The 21,422-nt window shown below is 69.1% G+C and carries 19 protein-coding genes; 13 read left to right on the top strand and 6 right to left on the bottom strand.

Features of this window, described 5'->3' with window-relative positions; genetic code table 11:
• The first annotated feature begins 13 nt into the window (after positions 1-13).
• The 3 genes from BDD16_RS11040 to BDD16_RS11030 are packed head-to-tail and all read left to right on the top strand — an operon-like array spanning position 14 to position 2,744.
• Entirely contained in the window at positions 14-1,201 is a 1,188-nt protein-coding gene (locus BDD16_RS11040; RefSeq protein WP_179634000.1) for a COX15/CtaA family protein, read from the top strand.
• A complete protein-coding gene (gene cyoE / locus BDD16_RS11035; RefSeq protein ID WP_179633999.1) occupies positions 1,198-2,112 on the top strand; it encodes a heme o synthase in 915 nt (304 codons plus the stop codon). The genes BDD16_RS11040 and cyoE overlap by 4 nt, the downstream gene beginning before the upstream one ends.
• An 8-nt stretch (positions 2,113-2,120) precedes the next feature.
• Complete coding sequence (locus BDD16_RS11030; protein WP_179633998.1) at positions 2,121-2,744, top strand: SCO family protein; 624 nt, start codon at positions 2,121-2,123, stop codon at positions 2,742-2,744.
• Here the strand turns inward: BDD16_RS11030 and BDD16_RS11025 are convergent.
• Positions 2,675-3,640 (bottom strand): LysR family transcriptional regulator, encoded by a 966-nt coding sequence (locus BDD16_RS11025; RefSeq protein ID WP_179633997.1) that lies wholly within the window; start codon positions 3,638-3,640, stop codon positions 2,675-2,677. The two genes, BDD16_RS11030 and BDD16_RS11025, sit on opposite strands and share 70 nt — an antisense overlap.
• A 123-nt stretch (positions 3,641-3,763) precedes the next feature.
• On the opposite strand from BDD16_RS11025, the gene BDD16_RS11020 reads away from it, so the two are divergent.
• Positions 3,764-4,180: a TerB family tellurite resistance protein gene (locus BDD16_RS11020; protein WP_179633996.1), complete on the top strand. Its 417-nt coding sequence runs from the start codon at positions 3,764-3,766 to the stop codon at positions 4,178-4,180.
• Between the two features lie 21 nt (positions 4,181-4,201).
• Here the strand turns inward: BDD16_RS11020 and BDD16_RS11015 are convergent, their stop codons facing one another.
• Positions 4,202-6,088 (bottom strand): ABC-F family ATP-binding cassette domain-containing protein, encoded by a 1,887-nt coding sequence (locus BDD16_RS11015; RefSeq protein WP_179633995.1) that lies wholly within the window; start codon positions 6,086-6,088, stop codon positions 4,202-4,204.
• Between the two features lie 224 nt (positions 6,089-6,312).
• Here BDD16_RS11015 and BDD16_RS11010 point away from each other — a divergent pair, with 224 nt between their 5' ends.
• Both BDD16_RS11010 and BDD16_RS11005 read left to right on the top strand, forming a co-directional pair.
• Positions 6,313-7,623, top strand: a complete 1,311-nt coding sequence (locus BDD16_RS11010; protein WP_310732829.1) for a cation:proton antiporter — start codon at positions 6,313-6,315, stop codon at positions 7,621-7,623.
• A 30-nt stretch (positions 7,624-7,653) separates the two neighbouring features.
• Positions 7,654-8,784, top strand: a complete 1,131-nt coding sequence (locus tag BDD16_RS11005; protein WP_179633994.1) for a YbdK family carboxylate-amine ligase — start codon at positions 7,654-7,656, stop codon at positions 8,782-8,784.
• 27 nt (positions 8,785-8,811) lie between these two features.
• Here BDD16_RS11005 and lnt read toward each other — a convergent pair whose 3' ends face one another.
• Positions 8,812-10,299: an apolipoprotein N-acyltransferase gene (gene lnt / locus BDD16_RS11000; RefSeq protein ID WP_310732830.1), complete on the bottom strand. Its 1,488-nt coding sequence runs from the start codon at positions 10,297-10,299 to the stop codon at positions 8,812-8,814.
• A gap of 34 nt (positions 10,300-10,333) precedes the next feature.
• Positions 10,334-11,221, bottom strand: coding sequence for an HlyC/CorC family transporter (locus tag BDD16_RS10995; protein WP_310732831.1), 888 nt, complete (start codon positions 11,219-11,221; stop codon positions 10,334-10,336).
• A gap of 182 nt (positions 11,222-11,403) precedes the next feature.
• Between BDD16_RS10995 and BDD16_RS10990 the strand changes: the two genes are divergently transcribed.
• The 7 genes from BDD16_RS10990 (at position 11,404) to BDD16_RS22995 (ending at position 19,911) form a co-directional block, all read left to right on the top strand.
• On the top strand, positions 11,404-12,465 hold the full coding sequence (locus BDD16_RS10990) for a CobW family GTP-binding protein (protein WP_179633992.1): 1,062 nt from the start codon (positions 11,404-11,406) through the stop codon (positions 12,463-12,465).
• A 138-nt stretch (positions 12,466-12,603) separates the two neighbouring features.
• Positions 12,604-13,077, top strand: a complete 474-nt coding sequence (gene dksA / locus BDD16_RS10985; RefSeq protein WP_179633991.1) for an RNA polymerase-binding protein DksA — start codon at positions 12,604-12,606, stop codon at positions 13,075-13,077.
• Between the two features lie 51 nt (positions 13,078-13,128).
• Positions 13,129-14,895, top strand: coding sequence for a hypothetical protein (locus tag BDD16_RS10980; protein ID WP_179633990.1), 1,767 nt, complete (start codon positions 13,129-13,131; stop codon positions 14,893-14,895).
• A 69-nt stretch (positions 14,896-14,964) separates the two neighbouring features.
• Positions 14,965-15,507, top strand: coding sequence for an ATP-dependent protease subunit HslV (hslV, locus tag BDD16_RS10975; RefSeq protein ID WP_179633989.1), 543 nt, complete (start codon positions 14,965-14,967; stop codon positions 15,505-15,507).
• A 13-nt stretch (positions 15,508-15,520) separates the two neighbouring features.
• Entirely contained in the window at positions 15,521-16,885 is a 1,365-nt protein-coding gene (gene hslU / locus BDD16_RS10970) for an ATP-dependent protease ATPase subunit HslU (protein ID WP_179633988.1), read from the top strand.
• Positions 16,886-16,963: 78 nt separating this feature from the next.
• A complete protein-coding gene (locus BDD16_RS10965) occupies positions 16,964-19,078 on the top strand; it encodes a putative bifunctional diguanylate cyclase/phosphodiesterase (RefSeq protein WP_179633987.1) in 2,115 nt (704 codons plus the stop codon).
• 50 nt (positions 19,079-19,128) lie between these two features.
• The gene (locus BDD16_RS22995; RefSeq protein ID WP_246332520.1) at positions 19,129-19,911 is read left to right on the top strand and encodes a potassium channel family protein; all 783 of its coding nucleotides are present in this window, start codon (positions 19,129-19,131) and stop codon (positions 19,909-19,911) included.
• Here BDD16_RS22995 and BDD16_RS10955 read toward each other — a convergent pair.
• Entirely contained in the window at positions 19,899-20,672 is a 774-nt protein-coding gene (locus tag BDD16_RS10955) for a type III pantothenate kinase (RefSeq protein WP_179633986.1), read from the bottom strand. The genes BDD16_RS22995 and BDD16_RS10955 overlap by 13 nt on opposite strands.
• A gap of 48 nt (positions 20,673-20,720) precedes the next feature.
• A complete protein-coding gene (locus BDD16_RS10950) occupies positions 20,721-21,221 on the bottom strand; it encodes a hypothetical protein (protein WP_179633985.1) in 501 nt (166 codons plus the stop codon).
• Positions 21,222-21,422: the final 201 nt, after the last annotated feature.

The following is a 21,422-nucleotide window of genomic DNA, read 5'->3' as shown; positions in this document are numbered from 1 at the left end:
GCCAGCCACCGCCATGAACCCGACCGACCTGATCGACCTCGGCCCGCTGGCGCAGATGGCGCTGGTGGCCATCGGGCTGGCCACGCTGCCGCTGGCCTGGCTGGCGTGGCGCCACCGTGGCGCCTCCACCCCGCAGCGGCTGCGGGCACTGACGCTCGTCACGCTCTTCCTCACCTTCGATCTCGTGCTCTTCGGCGCCTTCACGCGGCTGACCGACTCCGGCCTGGGATGCCCGGACTGGCCGGGCTGCTATGGCAACGCCAGTCCGCTCGGTGCGCGCCACGAGATCACACAGGCCCAGACGGCCCTGCCCGACGGGCCCGTGACCCACGGCAAGGCCTGGGTGGAAATGGTCCACCGCTACCTCGCCACCGGTGTGGGTGCGCTGCTGACCGTGCTGATGGTGTGGAGTGCGCTGGCCATGCGCCGCCTGCAGCGCAGCGACCCGGCACAGGCCCGGCAGATCAGCCCCGGCTGGGCCACGCTCACCTTCGTCTGGGTCTGCCTGCAGGGCGCATTCGGCGCGCTGACGGTGACGATGAAGCTCTACCCCGCCATCGTCACCGGCCACCTGCTCGGCGGCATCGGCCTGCTCGCGCTGCTGGCCGTGCAGACGCAACGGCACGCCCCTCAGGCCCCCAGGCTGTCCGGGCGCGTGCGCGGGGCGGTCTGGGCGGTCCTCGGCCTCGTCACCGTGCAGGTGGCACTCGGCGGCTGGGTCAGCACCAACTACGCCGTGCTGGCCTGCCAGGACCTGCCCACCTGCCAGGGCCAGTGGTGGCCGCCGATGGACTTCGGCGCCGGGTTCACCCTGCAGCGCGGCCTGGGCGTGCAGGCCGATGGCAGCGCCCTGCCCTTCACGGCACTCACCGCCATCCACATCACGCACCGCATCGGCGCGCTCGTCGTGCTGACCGCGCTCGGCCTGCTGATCGCGGCGCTGCGCCGGCCAGCCCCGCGCTACGCCCGCGGCCTGCTCGCCGTCGCCCTGCTGCAGACGCTGACCGGCCTGTCCAACATCGTGCTCGACTGGCCGCTGCTGGCCGCCGTGGCGCACACCGGCGGTGCTGCCGCACTGGTGACGCTGCTGGCGGCGCTGCTGGCACACCGCCCCCGCGCTGTCGCCACATCGCCCGCTTCTTCCGCCGCTCCCGCCTCGCCGGCGTCTTCCCACCTCCCGTCCGCCGCCCTGTCCCGATGAACGCCACCACCCTCACCCCGACCACGCCGCGCCTGTCGCGCTGGCGCCAGTACGTCGCGCTGACCAAGCCGCGGGTCGTGCAGCTCATCGTGTTCTGCGCGGCGATCGGCATGCTGCTGGCCGTTCCGGGCCTGCCGCGCTGGGCCGACGTCGTCACGGCCGTGCTCGCCAGCGTGGGCATCTGGCTCGTGGCCAGTGCCGCAGCGGCCTTCAACTGCCTGATCGAGCAGAAGATCGACGCCCGGATGAAGCGCACCTCCTGGCGCCCCACCGCCAACGGCGACCTGAGCCAGGCGCAGGCGCTGCTGTTCTCGGCCGTGCTGGGCGGAGCGGGCATGGCCCTGCTGTACTTCCGCGTCAACCCGCTGACGGCCTGGCTGACCTTCGGCACCTTCGTCGGCTACGCGGTCATCTACACCGTGATCCTCAAGCCGATGACGCCGCAGAACATCGTCATCGGCGGCGCCTCGGGTGCGATGCCGCCGGTGCTGGGCTGGGCGGCACTGACCGGCGAGGTCGGGCCGGAGGCGATCGCGCTGTTCCTGATCATCTTCCTGTGGACCCCGCCGCACTTCTGGGCGCTGGCGCTCTACCGCGCCGAGGATTACGCCCGCGCCGGCCTGCCGATGCTGCCGGTGACGCACGGCAACGAGTTCACGCGGCTGCAGATCCTGCTCTACACCTTCATCCTGTTCGCGGCGACGCTGCTGCCCTTCGTGCAGGGCATGAGCGGCTGGCTGTACCTCGCCGCCGCCATCGTGCTGGGCGGGCGCTTCATCCACTACGCGATCCGCCTGCGCCGCGCATACTCCGAAGCCCTCGCCCGCGAGACCTTCCGCTTCTCGATCTGGCACCTGTCGCTGCTGTTCGCGGCATTGCTGGTCGATCATTACCTGAAGCCCTGGCTGTGACTGTGACCATGACTGTTCCCGCACGACTCCACCGGCCCGCCCGGCGCCTGGCGCTGCTCGCCTCCAGCCTGCTCCTGCTCGGCGCGCTGAGCGGCTGCGAGAAGACCCCCGCCCCCAGCTTCAAGTCGCTCGACATCACCGGCGCCGAATACGCCCGCCAGCTCGCGCTGACCGACGCCAGCGGCCAGCCCTTCCAGCTCTCCAGCCTGAAGGGCAAGGTCGCCGTCGTCTTCTTCGGCTACACCCAGTGTCCGGACGTCTGCCCGACCACGCTGACCAACCTGGCGGAAACCCAGCGCCTGCTCGGCCCGGACGGCGACAAGCTGGTCGGCGTCTTCGTCACGGTCGATCCGAAGCGCGACACTGCCGCACTGCTGAAGGCCTACGTCGGCGCCTTCAATCCGAACTGGGTCGGGCTGCGCGGCACGCCAGAGGAAACCGCCGCCGCCGCCAAGGAATTCAAGATCTTCTACCGCGAGGTCCCGGGCAAGACGGAGTCCAGCTACACGGTGGACCACACCGCGGCGTCATTCGTCTTCGATCCGCAGGGGCAGGTGCGGCTCTACGTCCGCCACGCCACGCCGCCGGCGGATCTGGCGGCGGACATCAAGGTCCTGCTCTCCGCACGCTGAGCGCGTCCGTCCCCGGCGGGCTCGGGCCACAGCCGCTGCACCAGCGGATGCTGGATGCGCTTGTCGGCCGCAATGGCGAAAAACGGCTCCTCCACACCCGGACTGCCCCCGACACGGCACACGCCGTAGCGCGCCACCAGATCGTCGTGCACCCAGTCGGCAGCCGGGAACACGCCCATCCCGCCGGCACCGAAGGTCTTGAGCATCGCGCTGTCGTCGAATTCGCCGACCACCTGCGGGTGCAGGGCCTCGCGCTCGAACCACTGGTCGAGCGCGATCCGCATCGTGGCGGAGCGGGTCGGCAGCAGCACCGGCACGCGGGCCAGTGCGCGGGGAAAATCGTCGCGCAGCACGGACTGCCAGGCCGGTGGTGCATACCAGCCCACTGGCGATCCGCCCAACCGGTGGCTGTAGAGCCGCAGGCCCTGCTGTGGTGGGGCGGCGCGGTCGGCCAGCACCACATCGAGCCGGTGCAGCGCCAGATCGGCCAGCATCGGCTCGAAGTCCTGCTCGCGGATCTGCAACCGCAGGTGCGGCTCGTCCAGCACCGGCCGCAGCAGCCGCCACACCACCAGCTTGGGCAGCCCGCCGCCCACCCCCACCGCCAGCCGCACCACCGGCACGGTCGCCGCATCACGCACCCGGTCGGGCAGCGCCGCGCCGAGCTGGAAGATCTGCTCGGCCTGCAGCATCGCCGCACGCCCCGCCTCGGTGAGCGCCACGCCTCGGCCGGCTGGCTGCAACAGCGCGTGGCCCAGCGCCTGCTCCAGTTCGCGCACCTGCGCACTCACCGTCTGCACCGCCACCCCCAGCCGCTCGGCACCCCGCGAGAGGCCGCCCTCCTTGGCGACCACCCAGAAGTAGTAGAGATGCCGGTAGCTGAAGTCGAGGCTCATGGTTCGTATTTTACGAACTTGAATTCAGGAATTCGCTGGTTTTTCCGCAGCGTATCGCCACCTAAGCTGTGCCTGTCGCGTCGCCATGGTGCGACTTCTCCTAACCACCACGAGGACCTTTCCATGCGCAGCTACCCCCGCAACAGCCCTGAAGCCGCCGCCCGTGTCGTCGCCCTGGCCCTGCTGGCCGACGGACACCTGAGTCTGGTCGAGATCGACGCACTGGAGCTGCACGGCGTCGCCGAACGCCTGGGCCTCAGTGGGCAAGCCTTCCGCGAGGTGATGCATGGCCTGTGCGAAGACCTCCTGGTGCAGTCGCCGATGGTCTGGTCGAACAACAGCCACATCGACCCGCACCTGGTCCGCGGACTGCTGGCCGAAATCGACCACCCGGGCCTGTGCGCCGAGCTGATGCACATCTGCCGCACGGTGATCGAGTCCGACCGCCACGTGGCCGACAGCGAGGCGATGATGCTCTCCACCGCCTTCGTGCACTGGCACCACACGCTGACCCAGCGCACGATGGCCCTGGCCGCCTGAGGCCAACCGCCTGATCGACGGTCAGCGCGCTTCGAGCGCCTCCCAGCGCTCCATCAGCACCAGCAGCTCGTCGTCGATCGCCGCATGGCGCGCATGCGCGGCGGCGACCTTGTCAGCAGGCCCCGCGTACAGCGCGGTGCCCGCGAGGGCCTCGTTCAGCGCGGCCTGTTCGGCTTCGAGGGCCGCGAGGCGGGCGGGCAGCTCGTCCAGCTCGCGCTGTTCCTTGTAGCTGAGCTTGCGCTTGGCGACGGCGGGCGCCGCGACCGGCGCAGCCGCCACCGCGGCCTTCACCGGCGCCGGTGCGGGGGCATTGCGCGCGGCCTTGGCGGCCAGCGCGGCGGCGCGCTGCGACTGCAGCAGCCAGTCCTCGACGCTGCCTTCGTACTCGCGCCAGTTGCCATCGCCTTCACTGACGATGGTGCTGGTCACCACCGCATCGAGGAAGCGCCGGTCGTGGCTCACCAGGAACACGGTGCCCTTGAAGTTCTGCAGCAGGTCTTCCAGCAGCTCCAGCGTCTCGATGTCGAGGTCGTTGGTCGGCTCGTCGAGCACCAGCACGTTGGCCGGCCGCGCAAACAGGCGCGCCAGCAGCAGCCGGTTGCGCTCGCCGCCCGAGAGGCTGCGCACCGGCGAATTCGCCCGCGCCGGCGAGAACAGGAAGTCCCCGAGGTAGCTCATCACGTGCTTGCGTGCGTTGCCGATCTCGATCCACTCGCTGCCCGGGCTGATGGTGTCGGCCAGCGTGGCGTCGAGGTTCAGCGCCTCGCGCATCTGGTCGAAGTACGCCACCTGCAGCATCGTGCCGAGCTTGACCGTGCCGCTGTCGGGCGCGAGTTCGCCGAGGATCATCTTCAGCAGCGTCGTCTTGCCGGCGCCGTTCGGCCCGATCAGACCGACCTTGTCGCCGCGCAGGATGGTGCCGGTGAAGCCGCGCACGATGGTGCGGTCGCCATAGGCCTTGGTGGCACCTTCCAGCTCCGCGACGATCTTGCCGCTGCGCGAGCTGGCATCGACTTCGAGCCGCACCTTGCCCACCACGTCGCGCCGCGCGGCGCGCTGGTCGCGCAGGGCCGTCAGGCGGTTGATGCGGCTGACGCTGCGGGTGCGGCGGGCTTCGACCCCCTTGCGGATCCAGACCTCTTCCTGCGCCAGCAGCTTGTCGAAGCGGGCGTTGAAGAGCGCCTCGTCTTCGAGTTCGCGGGCCTTGGTCGCTTCATAGGTGGTGAAGCTGCCCGGATAGCTGCGGATCTGGCCGCGGTCGAGTTCGAGGATGCGCGTGCTGACGGCATCCAGAAACGCCCGGTCGTGGGTGATCAGCAGCACCGCGCCGCGGAACGAGATCAGCAGGTCCTGCAGCCAGATGATGGATTCCAGGTCCAGGTGGTTGGTCGGCTCGTCCAGCAGCAGCACGTCGGGTGCGGCCACCAGCGCCTGCGCCAGCGCCACCCGCTTGCGCAGGCCGCCGGACAAGGCGTCGACCTGCTGGTCCGCCCGGAGCTTCAGCCGCTCCAGTGTCTCGTCCACCCGCTGCTCCCAGGTCCAGCCATCGACCGCCTCGATCTGGCTCTGCAGCGCATCCAGGTCATCGCCCTCGGCGTGGGCCTCGTAGCGCTCGCGCAGCGACCTGGCTTCGGCCACGCCCACGCTGACCGCGTCGAACACGCTGATGCCCGGCTCGAACTGCGGCTCCTGCGGCACGTAGTAGCGGCGCACATTGGCCTGCACCTGCAGCGTGCCGTCGTCGGGCAGCTCCAGGCCGGCGAGGATTTTCAGCAGCGACGACTTGCCGGTGCCGTTGCGTCCGATGAGGCCGATGCGTTCGCCAGCCTCCAGCGACATCGCAGCGTGGTCGAGCAGCGCCACGTGACCGTAGGCGAGGCTGGCGTCAAGAAGGGTAAGGAGGGCCATGGGGGAGTTCTGACAAGAATCGACCATTATCGGCCCCGGGCGTCCGGCGGCCGGGATCACCGTGTGCGGGCGACCCACGCACGTCACATCACGTTGTTACCGTGCCGGCGCGGCCGGTCGGTACACTGCGACCAGACACGTCATATTTCGTGAAATATGTCGCAAATGTACCGCGTGTAACCAACTACCAAGCCCCTTGACCAGCGGCCCCGAGGAGACCGGATGTGAGCAAGACCGATGTGTCATTTCCCCTGGACCTGCTGACCTCCGGCAGCGCTGGCGGGTTCGGCCTGGGCAACCTCGGCACCCTGGGCAGCGAACTGGCGCACTGGCCGATCGAGGCCCTGCGCGGCGCGGATCCGATCATGGGACTGGCGGTGCTGATGATCGTCGCGCTGCTGGCCGGCGAGGCCGTGCACCGCATGACACGCTTGCCGCGCGCGCTGGGCGCGATGCTGGTCGGCGCCCTCGCCAGTCCGCTGGCACTGAGTCTGGTGGTGCGCGCCGAGCTGGACCCGTGGAAGCCGCTGCTCGATCTGGCCGTCGGCCTGCTGGTGTTCGAGCTGGGCAGCCGCATCCGGCCACGCTGGCTGATCGACAACCCGTGGCTGACCGTCAAGTGCCTGGCCGAGGCGCTGGTCACCGGCGTGGCCGTCACCGCGGTGCTGGTGTGGCTGGACGTCTCGCTGTCGTCGGCGGCACTGGCCGGTGCGGTGGCGATGGCCAGCTCGCCGGTGATCACCATGACCGTGCTCAACGAACTGAAGCCGCGCGGTCAGGTCAGCGAGCGGCTGCTGATGATGACGGCGGTGAACACCGTCTGCGCCGTGCTGGCGCTGACCGGGTGGCGGGTGCTGACAACGCTGGATTCCGGCGGTTTCGAATGGCAGCCGGCCCTGGCCGGCGCGCTCTACACGCTGTGCGGCTCCTACTTGCTGGGCGCCGTCAGCGGTCTGCTGCTGGAGCGGCTGAGTCGGCAGATCCACGGCAGCGGGCTGGCGGCACTGCAGCTCGCGCTGGTGGTGCTGGCCGCGATGCTGGCCGCGCAGTACACCTTCTCGCCGCTGCTGGCCCTGCTCATCGCCGGCATGGTGGCCCGCAGCCGGATGGGCCACCGGCTGCAGGTCGAGCCGCAGCTCGGCAGCGGCGGCGCGGCGCTGACGCTGCTGCTGCTGGTGACGCTGGGGCTGCTGTCCACGCTGGAGGGTCTGGTCGACCTGCTGCCGCTGGTCGCCGCCATCATCGGCGCGCGCTTTCTCGCCAAGACCGGCACGGTGCTCCTGCTGGCGCGGCCCAGCGGCCTGGGCTGGCGGCAGGCACTCGGACTGGGTCTGGCGCTGCAGCCGGCCTCCAGCCTGACGGTGCTGCTGACCGGCAACACGCTGGGCTGGCCGAGCGCACTGCCGCTGCCGGAATCGACCCTGCTGCAGGCGCTGCTGATCGCGCTGACGCTGATGCAGCTGAGCGGGCCGGTCTGGCTGCAGCTCGGCCTGTGCACGGTCGCGCGCGAAACCTGCACGCCCCCGTCCCGCTGACGCCCACCGCACGCCCCGAGGAACCCGCCCATGTCTTTGCAGGACTTCACCACCTCCGAGTCGCTGACCATCGGTGTCGAGCTGGAGCTGCAGCTCATCTCCACGCACGACCACGACCTGATCCCGCAGGCCCAGGACCTGCTGCGCGAGACCGCCCGCCACACCGGCGCCTGGGACATCAAGCCCGAGATCACGCGCTCGATGATCGAGATCGGCACCTCGATCCAGCGCGAACACGGCCCGCTGGTGGCCGAGCTGCGCGACATGCGCGACCAGCTCGTGCGCGCGGCGCGGCGCCTGAACATCGAGATCGCCGGCGGTGGCACCCACGCCTTCCAGCACTGGAGCGAGCAGCAGATCTACCCCGGCGAGCGCTTCCACTACATCAGCGACCTCTACGGCTACCTCGCCAAGCAGTTCACCGTCTTCGGCCAGCACGTCCACGTCGGCTGCCCGAACGGCGACGACGCGCTGTGGCTGCTGCACGCGCTCTCCAGGTATGTCCCGCACTTCATCGCGCTGTCGGCCTCGTCGCCCTTCGTGCAGGGGCACGACACCGGCTTCGACTCGGCACGGCTGAACTCGGTGTTCGCGTTTCCGCTGTCGGGGCGGGCGCCGTTCGTGCGGAGCTGGGACGAGTTCGGTGCGTACTTCGACAAGATGACCGCCACCGGCGTCGTGCAGTCGATGAAGGACTTCTACTGGGACATCCGCCCCAAGCCCGAGTACGGCACGATCGAACTGCGCGTGTGCGACACGCCGCTGACGGTGGAGAAGGCGGCGGCACTGGCGTGTTACCTGCAGGCGATCTGCCGCTACCTGATCGAGGAGCGGCCATTCGAGCCGGTCGAGGACGACTACCTCGTCTACACCTACAACCGCTTCCAGGCCTGCCGCTTCGGGCTGCAGGGCGATATCGTCAATCCGCAGACCAAGGCACGCGGCAAGCTGCGCGACGACATCGTGCGCACGCTGGCGCGGGTGGAGACCCACGCGGTCGATCTGAAGTCGTGGGAGGCGTGCCAGCTGCTGCGCGAGTCGCTCGGCGAAGGCAATGATGCGCAGTGGCTGCGGCGGCAGCGGGCGCAGGATGCACAGTTGTCGGAAGTGGTGGAAGCAGCCGCACGGCGGTGGACACAGAGTCCGCCCGCAGCGCGCTGATCCACCCGCACGCTGGACGCGGCAGGGTCAGTTCGACGTCCGGCGGCGCGCGACCACGGCGACAGCGCCCAGGGCCAGCGCCCACAGTGGCCACAGCCCGAACCGTCCCGCCCACCAGGCGAACGGCGTCGTGCCTTCACGGCCTTGCACCTGCGCCTCCAGCACGCCGCGCACATGCGGCGCCAGCCGGTGCGTCACCACGCCGCGGTGGTCGATCGCCACCGTGGCGCCCGTGTTGGTGGCGCGCACCATCGGCCGCTGCAGCTCCAGCGTGCGCATGCGCGAGATCAGCAGGTGCTGGTCCACCGCGACCGACTCGCCGAACCAGCCGATGTTGCTGACGTTGGCCAGCACGGTCGGCGCCGTTGCCACATCCACGAACCGCGCCGCCAGTTCCTCGCCGAACAGATCCTCGTAGCAGATGTTCGGCCCCACCCGCTCGGACCCCACCGCGAACGATGGAGCCACCAGCGGGCCGCGGGCAAAGTCCCCCAGCGGCATCTGCATCATGTCCACGAACCAGCGGAAGCCCGGCGGGATGAACTCGCCGAAGGGCACGAGGTGGTGCTTGTCGTAGCGGTAGACAGGCGCTCTGGCTGCGGCCCCGGCACTGAATCCGGCCACGGAGTTGGTGTAGCCCTGTTCCGCATCGCCCAGCGGCACACCGACCAGCCCCCAGGTGCGGCCCTGCGCGAAGTGGTTCTGCAGCCCCTCCCACAGGCCCGGCGGCAACTGCGCCGGCAGCAGCGGGATGGCCGTTTCGGGCGCGATCACCAGATCGGCCCTGGAGGCCAGCAGCGCCTTGATGTGCCAGTCCAGCGTGTCGGGCAGGCGGCTGAACTCGAACTTCTCGTCCTGCGGCACATTGCCCTGCAGCAGCGTCACCGACAGGACCGAGCGGGCACGGGTGAAGTCGCCGCCCGTCCAGGTCGGCAGCAGCACGAGCGCGCCCGTGACCGCCAACGCGCCGAGCCGCGGAAGCACACCGGGCATCGCCAGACCCCGTTGCACCAGCAGGCCCAGCCCCGCGGCCACCGCCCCGATGCCGTACACGCCGACCCAGGGCGCCAGCGCCACCAGCGGCCCATCCACATGTGCGTAACCAGCCGCGCCCCACGGAAACCCGGTGAAGAGCTGCGCCCGCGCCAGTTCGGCCAGCAGCCACAGCCCCCCCCACAGCAGGAGGTCGGGGCCGAGCTGGTCGCGTTTCCAGCGCACGAACAGCGCCACGGCCAGCGCCAGATAGACCGACAGCAAGGCGGCCAGCAGCGCGACGGCCAGTGCCGCCAGCCAGGCCGGCAGGTGCCCGTAACGGTACATGCTGATGAACAGCCACCAGAACGTGCCGCCCAGCCACCCCAGCCCGAAGGCACCGCCCACCAGCCAGGCCCGTGGTGGCGGCACCGCACAAGCCAAGGCAAGCAGCGCAGCAACTGACAGCAGTTGCAGCCATCCTCGCGCAACCGGCGCCATCGACCAGGCATGCGCGCCGCCGGCAAGCAGAGCAAGCGCCACCAGTGCAAACAGGCGCCTGCGCGCAGCCGCCGCCTCAGCCACCGGCCATCTCGTCCAGCGACAGGCGCACCACCTTGAACCAGCGCACCGCCCCGCCCCGGGTCAGCATCACCGAGAAGCGCAGCGGCCCGACATCCACGATCTCGCCACGCCGCGGCACCCGGCCGTTGCGGTGCGCGACCAGTCCGCCGATGGTCTCGATGCCCTCCTCGGCCAGGTCGATCGCGAAGTGGGCGTTGATGGCCTCGATCGACGCATCCCCCGGCACCCGGCAGCTGCCATCGGCCAGCGTGTAGAGACCGGATTCGTTGACCTTGTCGTCGAACTCGTCCTCGATCTCGCCGACGATCTCCTCCAGCACGTCCTCGATCGTGATCAGGCCGGCGAGCGCGCCAAACTCGTCGATGACGATGGCCAGGTGGTTGCGGTTGGAGCGGAAGTCGCGCAGCAGCTCGTTCAGGCCCTTCGACTCGGGCACGAACAGCGCCGGCCGCAGCAGCGTGCGCAGGTGCAGGTCCGGCGAGCGCTGGACCTTGAGCAGGTCCTTGGACATCAGCACGCCGATGATGTTGTCGCGCTCGCCCTCGAACACCGGGAACCGGGAGTGCCCGGTGTCGATGACGGTGGCGAGCACCTCGTCGTAGGTCGAGGCGATGTCGAGCAGGTCCATCCGGGGCGCCGCCACCAGCGCGTCACCGGCCGTCAGGTCGGCCATGCGCAGCACGCCTTCGAGCATCGAGCGCGATTCCGGGTCGATCAGCTCGCGCTTTTCGGCGTCGGCCAGCGTCTCCATGAGTTCGTCGCGCGAGTCAGGGCCCGGCGAGATGAATTCGATCACCCGCTCGAACAACGTGCGGTGATCCTGTTGAGCAACCCGTCCGGGCTCACGGCCGGAACGGTAACTCTGCTGGGGTTCGGACACGGTCAGGTGCCGGTAGTGGTCATGTGGCGAGAATACCCGATGACGGTGACACCGAGGATCCGGGCAGGTCCGGAGCCGCAGCAGCGGGGGCCACGGATGCCTTGACACACCCAGGGGCTTGACAGACATTCGACAATCCGTTTTTACCCCCTTGCCTCTCGCCCACCATTCCGCGCTCACCCATGTCCACAGGCCTCATCCCCGCCACCATCCTCACCGGCTTTCTCGGCTCGGGCAAGACGACGCTGCTCAAGCGCATCCTGTCGGAAGCCCATGGCCAGAAGATCGCCGTGATCGAGAACGAGTTCGGCGAAGAGAACATCGACAACGACATCCTCATCGGTGACACCGAGGAGCAGATCATCCAGCTGAGCAACGGCTGCGTCTGCTGCACGATCCGCGAGGATCTGCGCTCGACGCTGTCCGACCTGGCCGCCAAGCGCCGCAAGGGCGAACTCACCTTCGACCGCGTCGTGATCGAGACGACGGGGCTGGCCGATCCGGGCCCGGTGGCGCAGACCTTCTTCATGGACGACGAGGTCGCCGAGAGCTACCTGCTCGACTCCATCCTGACGCTGGTCGATGCCGTGCATGCCCAGAAGCAGCTCGACGACCGCCAGGAAGCACGCCGCCAGATCGGCTTCGCCGACCAGCTCTTCATCAGCAAGGCCGACCTCGTCGACGAGGCCGCACTCGATGCGCTGTCGCACCGCCTGAAGCACATGAACCCGCGCGCCCCGCAGCGCCGCGTGAACTTCGGCGAGGTGCCGATCGCCCAGGTGTTCGACCTGCACGGCTTCAACCTGAACGCCAAGCTGGAGATCGACCCGGAGTTCCTCGCCGCCGCCGACCAAGGCCACGGACACGGCGACCATGGCCATGACCACCATGGTCACGACCACGCCCCCGGCGAACACTGCGACCACCCGCACCACCATCACCACGACGACGACGTCAAGTCCTTCGTCTTCCGCTCGCACAAGGCCTTCAACCCGGCCAAGCTGGAGGACTTCCTCGGCTCCATCGTGCAGATCTACGGCCCGCGCATGCTGCGCTACAAGGGCGTGCTGAACATGAAGGGCACCGAGCGCAAGGTCATCTTCCAGGGCGTGCACCAGCTGATGGGCAGCGACCTGGGCCCGAAGTGGATGCCCGGCGAGAAACGCCAGAGCAAGATGGTGTTCATCGGCATCGACCTGCCGGGCGACGTATTCCAGCAAGGGCTGGCGCAATGCCTGGTGTGAGTCGACGCACATCGGGTCACACCCTGGCCAGTGCCCATCAGGCACTGGCAGGCTGAGGTGGATACAATCCGCGCGCCCGGAATCGGCCCTGACAGGTGGCCGCCACGATTTCACCCTTGATTGCCACCCGAGTCTCCCATGCCCCAGAACGATCCCAAGAACGACCCGACCCTCGCCAACGCCTGGAAGACCAAAGCAGGACGCGACCTGACGGACGCCGAGCTGATGGCCATGCCGGAGAGCGAGTACATGAGCGAGCAGCAGCTCGACTTCTTCCGCGCCTGCCTGAAGAAACAGAAGGACGACCTGCTGGCCAACGCCGGCGAGACGACCGAGCACCTGCGCGAGGACACGTCCATCGTCCCCGATCCGGCGGATCGCGCCACGATCGAGGAAGAGCACGCGCTGGAGCTGCGCACCCGTGACCGCGAGCGCAAGCTGCTGAAGAAGATCACCCAGTCGCTGAGTCGCATCGAATCCGGTGACTATGGTTACTGTGATGAAACCGGCGAACCGATCGGCCTGGGCCGCCTGCTGGCACGCCCGACCGCTACACTGTCGCTGGAAGCGCAGCAGCGCAGGGAACTGAAACAAAAACTCTTCGGCGACTGAGCACACGGGCCCTGCTGATCACCCCGCCCGTGTCCAGCCGTACCTCCAGACATGGCTGATCCCAAGGACCCTCCCAAGAGCGGCTTTTTCCGCAAGGTGGTGCGCTTCGCGCTCAACCCGACCACCGACTGGGCAGACCTGAGTTCGGCCGGCACGGACAGCAAGGAAGACGACCACGCCAAGTCGGAACTCAAGGCGATGATCGAGCGCAAGCGGCGCAACGACTTCGTGCGCAAGCGCGAGTTCGACACGCTGCGCAAGATCCGCCGGGAAGGGCTGACGGGCGAAGGACTGGCCGGACTCGACGGCCTGTCCCACCTCGACGACTCCGAGGTCCGCAGCCAGGACAGCTACGCCACCCGTCCGGACAGCGACGACGTCAAGGACAAGATCGACGCGATCGAGCGCCAGATGGTCAGCGAAGCCAACGGATCGGCACCCCGCCGCAATGCCGCGGCCACGGTGGGCCGTCAGGCCCCGGTCGCGCGCACCGAATCCTTCTTCGGCGCAACGACGGCACCGCAGGTCATGGCGGCACATCCCCAGCTCTCGGATGCCTTCAAGCCGACGATGCCGATGCAGATGGAATCGGAGCTGACCGGCCACGATGCCCGCGGCCTCTCGCTGCGGCCGCTGCCCCCCGAGGCCTCGCGCCTGCCGCCCGCCCGCGTCAGCAGTGTCCATGGCCCGATGGACGACGCGTCGCCCCACAGCATCGAGGTGACCGAACTGGCCCACGATCCGGACCTCGACGAGTCCGTGATCGCCTTTGCCAACGCCGACTTCGACCTGTGCGAACGCTCGCTGCACAGCCTGATCGGTCTGAGCGGGCCGCGCGCCCAGCATGCCGAGACCTGGTACGCCCTGTTCGACCTCTACCGCGCGACCGGCCAGCAACTCAAGTTCGAGTCGCTGGCGCTGGACTACACCCAGCGCTTCGGCTGGTCACCGCCGCAGTGGTATTCGCTGCCACGGCTGGTGGCGGACGCCGTCGCCAGCGAGCGGGCACGCCCCACCCAGCGCGGCAACAGCCAGTTCGACGGCACGGTCGGCTGGGTGGCGCCTGATTTCATCGATCCCGACGCTGTCACCCAGTTGCGCTCGCAACTGCTGCAGATGCCGCTGCCCTGGGTGCTCGACTGGCGCCACACGCGCCACATCGACGCGCAGGCGGCCAGCGCGCTGCACCGCCTGCTGAAGGACTGGGCCGACGAGCCGATCGAGATGTGCTGGCTCGGCGGCGACTCGCTGTTCACGCTGCTGGCCGACCTGTCACCGACCGGCGTGCGCGACGCCGATCCGGCGTATTGGATGCTGCGCCTCGAAGCCCTGCGCCTGACCCACCGGGCGCTCGATTTCGACCAGGTCGCCATCGACTACTGCCTGACCTACGAGGTCTCGCCGCCGTCGTGGAGCCCATCGCGCTGCGTGCTGCGCCTGTCCGACGAGACCGGCCGGACGGTGGCTCCAGTTTCCGGCGTCGCCGAGGTGCTCACCGGTTTCATGGAGTCGCAGACACCGGACGAAGGTCTGCTGGAGGTGGCCACCGTCGAGCTGAATGGCCAGCTCATCGGCGACATCGGCAACCTGCTCAAGGGCATGGACCAGCAGATCGGCAAGTCGACGCTGATCCAGGTCTCGTGCACACGCCTGATCCGCATCGACTTCATCGCGGCGGGCGATCTGCTCAACTGGGTGCTGTCGCGCCACGCCGAGGGGCGCAACGTCAGCTTCGTCGACGCCCACCGCCTGGTGGCGCTGTTCTGCGGCGCCATGGGCATCAGCGAACACGCCCGCGTCACGGTCCGGAACTTCTGACCAGGCGCTGATCCCCGGGCCAGGCCGCGCAGCAGCACGTGCCAGCCCCTTCACAGGAAACCTTTCTCCATGTCCACCGAGTCCTATCACGGCACCACCATCGTCAGCGTGCGCCGCGGCAACACCGTGGCCATCGGCGGTGACGGCCAGGTCACGCTCGGCCACATCATCGTCAAGTCCAGCGCGCGCAAGGTGCGCAAGCTGCACCGCGATCAGGTGCTGGCCGGCTTCGCGGGGGCCACGGCCGACGCTTTCACGCTGTTCGAGCGCTTCGAGGCCAAGCTCGAAAAACACCAGGGCCACCTCGTGCGCGCCGCCGTCGAGCTGACCCGCGACTGGCGCACCGACCGCGTGCTGCGCAAGCTCGAAGCCATGCTGGCGGTGGCCGACCGCACCGCCTCGCTGATCATCACCGGCAACGGCGACGTGCTGGAGCCGGAGCACGGCATCGTGGCGATCGGATCGGGCGGCGCCTACGCGCAGGCCGCGGCCCGCGCGCTGCTGCAGCACACCGAGATGGCACCGGCCGACATCGTCAAGCGCTCGCTGGAGATCGCGGGCGACCTGTGCATCTACACCAACCAGTCCCACACCATCGAGACGCTCGACTGAGCCGGAACCGACCATGAGCGCCATGACCCCGCAGGAAATCGTCTCCGAACTCGACCGCCACATCGTCGGCCAGCACGCCGCCAAGCGCGCCGTCGCCATCGCGCTGCGCAACCGCTGGCGCCGGCAACAGGTCGACGCCACGCTGCGCCACGAGATCACGCCCAAGAACATCCTGATGATCGGCCCGACCGGCGTCGGCAAGACCGAGATCGCCCGCCGGCTGGCCCGGCTGGCGGACGCCCCGTTCATCAAGGTCGAGGCCACCAAGTTCACCGAGGTCGGCTATGTCGGCAAGGACGTCGACACCATCATCCGCGACCTGGTCGAAAGCGCCGTCAAGCTGGAGCGCGAGCGCCAGGTCACCCTGATGCGCCACCGCGCCGAAGACGCCGCCGAGGACCGCATCCTCGACGTGCTGGTGCCGCCGGCACGTCCGGCAGCATCCGGCGGTCTGGGTTTCGGTTTCGGAGAAGCCCCGGCTCCGGCGCCCGCACCGGTCGACAGCGCCGCGCGCCAGACCTTCCGCAAGCGCCTGCGCGAAGGCACGCTGGAGGACAAGGAGATCGAGATCGACCTGGCCGAGGCGCGGCAGGCGGTGGAGATCATGGGCCCGGCCGGCATGGAAGACATGGCCGAGCAGCTCAAGGGCATGTTCTCGCAGCTCGGCCAGGGCAAGCGCAAGACCCGCAAGCTCACGATCGCCGAAGCGCGCCGCCTGCTGATCGACGAGGAAGCCCAGCGCCTGGTCAACGACGAGGAGATCGTCACCCGCGCGCTGCACAACACCGAGCAGAACGGCATCGTCTTCCTCGACGAGATCGACAAGGTCACCAGCCGCAGCGAGTCGCAGGGCGCCGACGTGTCGCGCCAGGGCGTGCAGCGCGACCTGCTGCCGCTGGTCGAGGGCACCACCGTCAAGACCAAGCACGGCATGGTCAAGACCGACCACATCCTGTTCATCGCGTCGGGCGCCTTCCACCTGTCGAAACCGAGCGACCTGATCCCGGAGCTGCAAGGGCGCTTCCCCATCCGGGTCGAGCTGTCCTCGCTGAGCGTGGACGACTTCGAGGCCATCCTCTCCAGCACCCACGCCAGCCTGATCAAGCAGTACCAGGCGCTGCTGGCCACCGAGGGCGTGACGCTGGAGTTCACCCCCGACGCCATCCGCCGCCTCGCCGAGACCGCCCACGGCGTCAACGAGCGCACCGAGAACATCGGCGCACGCCGGCTGGCAACCGTGATGGAGCGGCTGCTGGACGAGATATCGTTTGACGCGCCGCAGCAGGCCGGTCAGACCATCTCCATCGATGCAGCAGAGGTGGAAAAACGCCTAGGCGCCCTCGCTGGCAATGAGGATCTGTCGCGGTACATCCTCTGACACCAGGGGCCGCCACCCCGGAACACGGGGGTGTGCAGTTGTCGGACGAGAAGATGGCGGTCGGTATCATCGACTCCCATGCCCCTGCCCACCAGTCCCCCTGCTGACCACACCTCCCCGGGGGGAGGCTCGCTCGACGCCGGGCAGGACCGGGACAAGCTGTGCCGCCTGGCCGACAGTGCGCCGGTCATGATGGCCTACTTCGATGGTCCGCGGCAGCTCTGCACCTATGCCAACCGGACCTTCATGCAGGGCCTGTGCGACCCGGCGCGCTCCCCACTGGGACGGGCGCTGGCCGATGTGCTGCAGCCGGAACTGGTCGCCCAGCTCTCCCACGTACTGACCGGTACCCTGCAGGACGGTCAGGCCCTCACGCTGGAGCAGCCGCTGGCCCTGCGCGATGGCCAGCGCCTGTGGGTCGAGGTCACGCTCACGCCGCACCTCGACCCGCAGGGCCGCCGCTCCGGCGTCTACGTGCTCATCGTCGACCAGAGCCGCCACCATGCCGCCGAGCGCGCGCTGCTCGAATCCGAGGAACGCCTGTCCAAGTTCCTGCAGGCCGGCGTCGAGGGCATCTTCTTCCACCGCGACGGCCACATCGACGACGCCAACCCCGCCCTGTGCGAGCTGGTCGGCCTGTCGCTGCATGATCTGCTGGGCCGTCCGGCCCTGATGCTGATCGCGCCGGAGCACCACACCCGCACCGTCCGGCAACTCGACGGCCAGCAGGACGTCACCTTCGAGACCAGCGTGGTCCACCAGGACGGCACGCGCATCCCCGTCGAAGTGATCGACCGCGGCACCATGCAGCACGGCGAACCGATGCGCATGGCCGTGGTGCGCGACATCCGCGACCGCCACGCCACCCAGGCCCGGCTGCACTACCTCGTCCACCACGACGCGCTCACCGGCCTGCCCAACCGCGCCGCCTTCCTGGCGCAGCTCGACCACCTGATGGTCGCCGCGCGCGCCTCCGACACCCAGCTCGCCCTGCTCTTCATCGACCTGGACCATTTCAAGCGCGTCAACGACTCCGTGGGACACACCCGTGGCGACGCGCTGCTCAAGACCATCTCCCAGCGCCTGTGCCAGTGCGTGCGCAGCACCGACCGCATCGCCCGCTTCGGCGGCGACGAGTTCATGGTGCTGCTGCCCGGCGTGCGCGACCGCGATGCGGTGGTCCGCGTGGCCGGCAAGCTGCTCGAAGCGGTGGGCGCACCGGTGACGGTCGAAGGCCAGTCGATCTCGGTCACCCCCTCGATCGGCATCGCGCTTTATCCGCAGGACAGTGACACGCCCGACGTGCTCATCAAGCATGCAGATGCCGCGATGCACGTCGCCAAGGGCCGCGGCCGCGCCACCTTCGCCTTCTTCGAGCCGGCCGTGGCCACCACCGCCTACGACAAGCTGATGCTCGAAGGCGAGCTGGGCCACGCCATCATCCACGACGAGTTCGCGCTGCTGTTCCAGCCGCAGGTGCGTGCGTGCGACGGGCACCCGGTCGGCGTCGAGGCCCTCATCCGCTGGCAGCATCCGCAGCGCGGACTGCTGGCTCCGAACGAGTTCATCGCCCTGGCCGAACAGCACCGGCTGATTGTCCCCATCGGCGCCTGGGTGCTGCGCGAAGCCGCCCGCCAGGCACGCCTGTGGCACGACGCCGGCTGGCCGCTCACCGTGGCCGTCAACCTCTCGACGCTGCAGTTCCAGGCGCCCGACTTCGTCGCCTCGATCCAGTCCCTGCTGGCGGAGACCGGATTGCCCGCCGGCTGGCTGGAGCTGGAACTCACCGAGCGCATGCTGATGGACGACGTGCCGCAGGTCTGCGCGCGGCTGCAGCAGCTGCGGGCGCTGGGCGTGAAGCTCTCGGTGGACGATTTCGGCACCGGCTACTCCTCGCTCAGCCACCTGAAGGAGCTGCCGATCGACACGATGAAGATCGACCGCTCCTTCGTGCAGGAGCTGCCGCACCAGCGCGAATCGGCAGCCATCGCCAGCGCCATCGTCCAGCTGGCCCGCGGCCTCGGCCTGAGCGTGGTCGCCGAAGGCGTGGAGACCGAGGCACAGCGGGCCTTCCTGGTCGGGCAAGGCTGCGATCACCTGCAGGGGATGATCATCAGCGCGCCGCTGACCGTGCCGCAGATGCAGCGCTGGCTGCACGCACAACCGGCCCTGGTACCCTCGCCTGGAACCTGAACACGGACCGGCACCGTGCTGGCCGACCGGGCCTCTGCTACGCTGACCGGATGCCTGCCCAACGCCTCCGTTCTGCCCTGCGGGCCCACTCGGGCAGCCTGCCACTGCGCGTGCTGCGGGACCCGGACCGCTGGTTCATCCTGGGCACGCTGATCGCCACGATCCCGGCGTTCTATCTGGAGATGCTCACTGGCGAACGCTCGCTGCTGGCCGCGGCGGCCTATGTCCTCGCGGCGCTGGCCATGGTGCTGCGGATCGCCCTGCGGCGGGTGCTCATGGCCACCCGGATGCGCCGCTGGCTGGTGTGGACGCTGATCGCCGGGTTGCTGCTGGCGGCCGTGCTGCCCCCCAGTTCGACCTCGTCGTTCGCACTGACGCTGCGCCTGCTGACCGCGCTGCTGACCCTGCTGCACATGATGTGGCTGCTGCAGCACCTGCTGGCACGCGACAGCCTGCCGTCGCTGCTGGGCGCGGCGGTGCTGGTGCTGCTGCTGTGCGGCGCGGGCTTCTGGTGGATCGAGCCACGCACCCCCACGCTGGCGGACGGCCTGTGGCTGGCCTTCACCACCGCCGCCACCGTCGGCTATGGCGACGTGGTGCCGAGCACACCAGCGTCCAAGGTGTTCGCCGTGTTCGTGGTGCTGCTGGGCTTCGGCATCCTGTCGCTGGTCACGGCCTCGATCGCGGCCATGTGGGTCGAGTCCTCGGAGCGGCGCATGGAGCACGACATCCTGCGCGACCTGCATGCCGAGATCGGCCAGCTGCGCGCCGAGCTGCGCGCCACGCACGACGAACTGCAGTCGCTGCGGCGCCGTCTGGATCAGCCGCCCTGAAGCGACCCGGCCGCCGCGAGCTGCAGCAGGCCCTCGAAGACCAGCGTGTCGGTCAGCTCGAACGGCAGATCGGTCTCCGGCGCCAGCTTGACGGCGGCGCCACCGCTCATCAGCAACACCGGCAACTCGCCGCAACGCTGCACGAGATGGCGGTGCATGCGCTCGATCGCACCGGCGATGCCGTAGGTGCCACCGCTCATCAGCGCGTCGCTGGTGTTGGTCGGGAACTCGCGGACTTCGCCGGTCGGCACCTTCAGACCGGCAGTGCCCGACTCCATCGCCTTGAGCATCAGCCCGAAGCCCGGCAGGATCAGCCCGCCCAGGAAGCGGCCCTCGGCGTCGAGCGCATCCACCGTCACCGCCGTGCCCACCATCACCACCAGCGCCGGCCGCGGCGGCCCGGAGGCCAGCACCCGCGCCCGCGCGCCGATCATCGCCACCCAGCGGTCCGAGCCGAGGCGGGCGGGATGGTCATAGCCGTTGGTGACACCGCAGGCCGCCGGCTGGGACACCACCCAGCGCGGCTCCAGATCCCAGAGGTCCAGCTGCTCTTCGGCCCGCCGGCGCACCGCCAGGCCCGCCACCGCGCAGCCCAGCATGTGCGTGGGCGGGGGCAGGCGCGCCCACTCGTCGTCGGCCAGGCGGTCGATGGTTTCAAGGAATGACGCACCATGCGCCAGCAGTTCGGCCCCGGGCCGGGGGGCGGCGTAGAGCCCCCACTTGAGACGGGTATTGCCGATGTCGATGACAAGGAAACTCATGCAGGCACGACCACGACGACGCTACGGATGGGAGACGACCGGCGACCGTCAGCCGACCGCCAGCAGGGATTCGACGCGCTGCATCAGTTGCCGCGCCTCGACCAGCGGCCGCGAGCGGCTCAGTCGAGCCTGGACCTCGGGCAGCAAGGCCCGCAATTCTGCGCGAGACCGCACACGCCGTACCCTGATCATCGTCACCATCCCGGAAACGGGGGCGTTGGCGCGCAGCACCTGCAGCACCGCCACCCGCGCCTGCGCCAGGCTGGAGTCCTGTGCATCGAGCTGCGCCAGTTCCGTGTTGCCCATCGGGCCACCCAGGCCGATGGTGTCGCCCACACCACCTGGCCGGGTCGGAGCCAGGTCGGGTCCGAACGCGGCGAACTCGCTGATCGCCTGCGCCACTGGCGGACCGATGACGATCAGACCGAGCGCAAAGAGCTCGTCGATGTAGCTGCGGGGCACGCCCACCTGGCGTCCGAGCTGCACCACCTCGTCCAGCGAACGCTCGCCGTCCACCAGCAGCAGCAGCACGCGGTGCCGCCTGGACAACCGACAGTCCTGCGATGCCAGTTCGGCGTGTCCAGCAGCCGTCTTGCACGGAATCCCCAAGGTCGTCCCTCGCAATCGTGGTGAAGAAATCAACGGAATCGCTGGTTCACCACGTGGGAATTGTGACTGTAAATCTTCACCTTGCGCTGCCCAGTTGCAACACAGCTGTTTCAATTCAGTACAACCGGATTCAACTGGGCG

Origin of the sequence: Sphaerotilus montanus (assembly GCF_013410775.1) — a bacterium.
GTDB lineage: Bacteria > Pseudomonadota > Gammaproteobacteria > Burkholderiales > Burkholderiaceae_C > Sphaerotilus > Sphaerotilus montanus.
The sequence above is the reverse complement of the archived record's forward strand: the minus strand, read 5'-3'. Positions and strand labels throughout refer to the sequence as shown.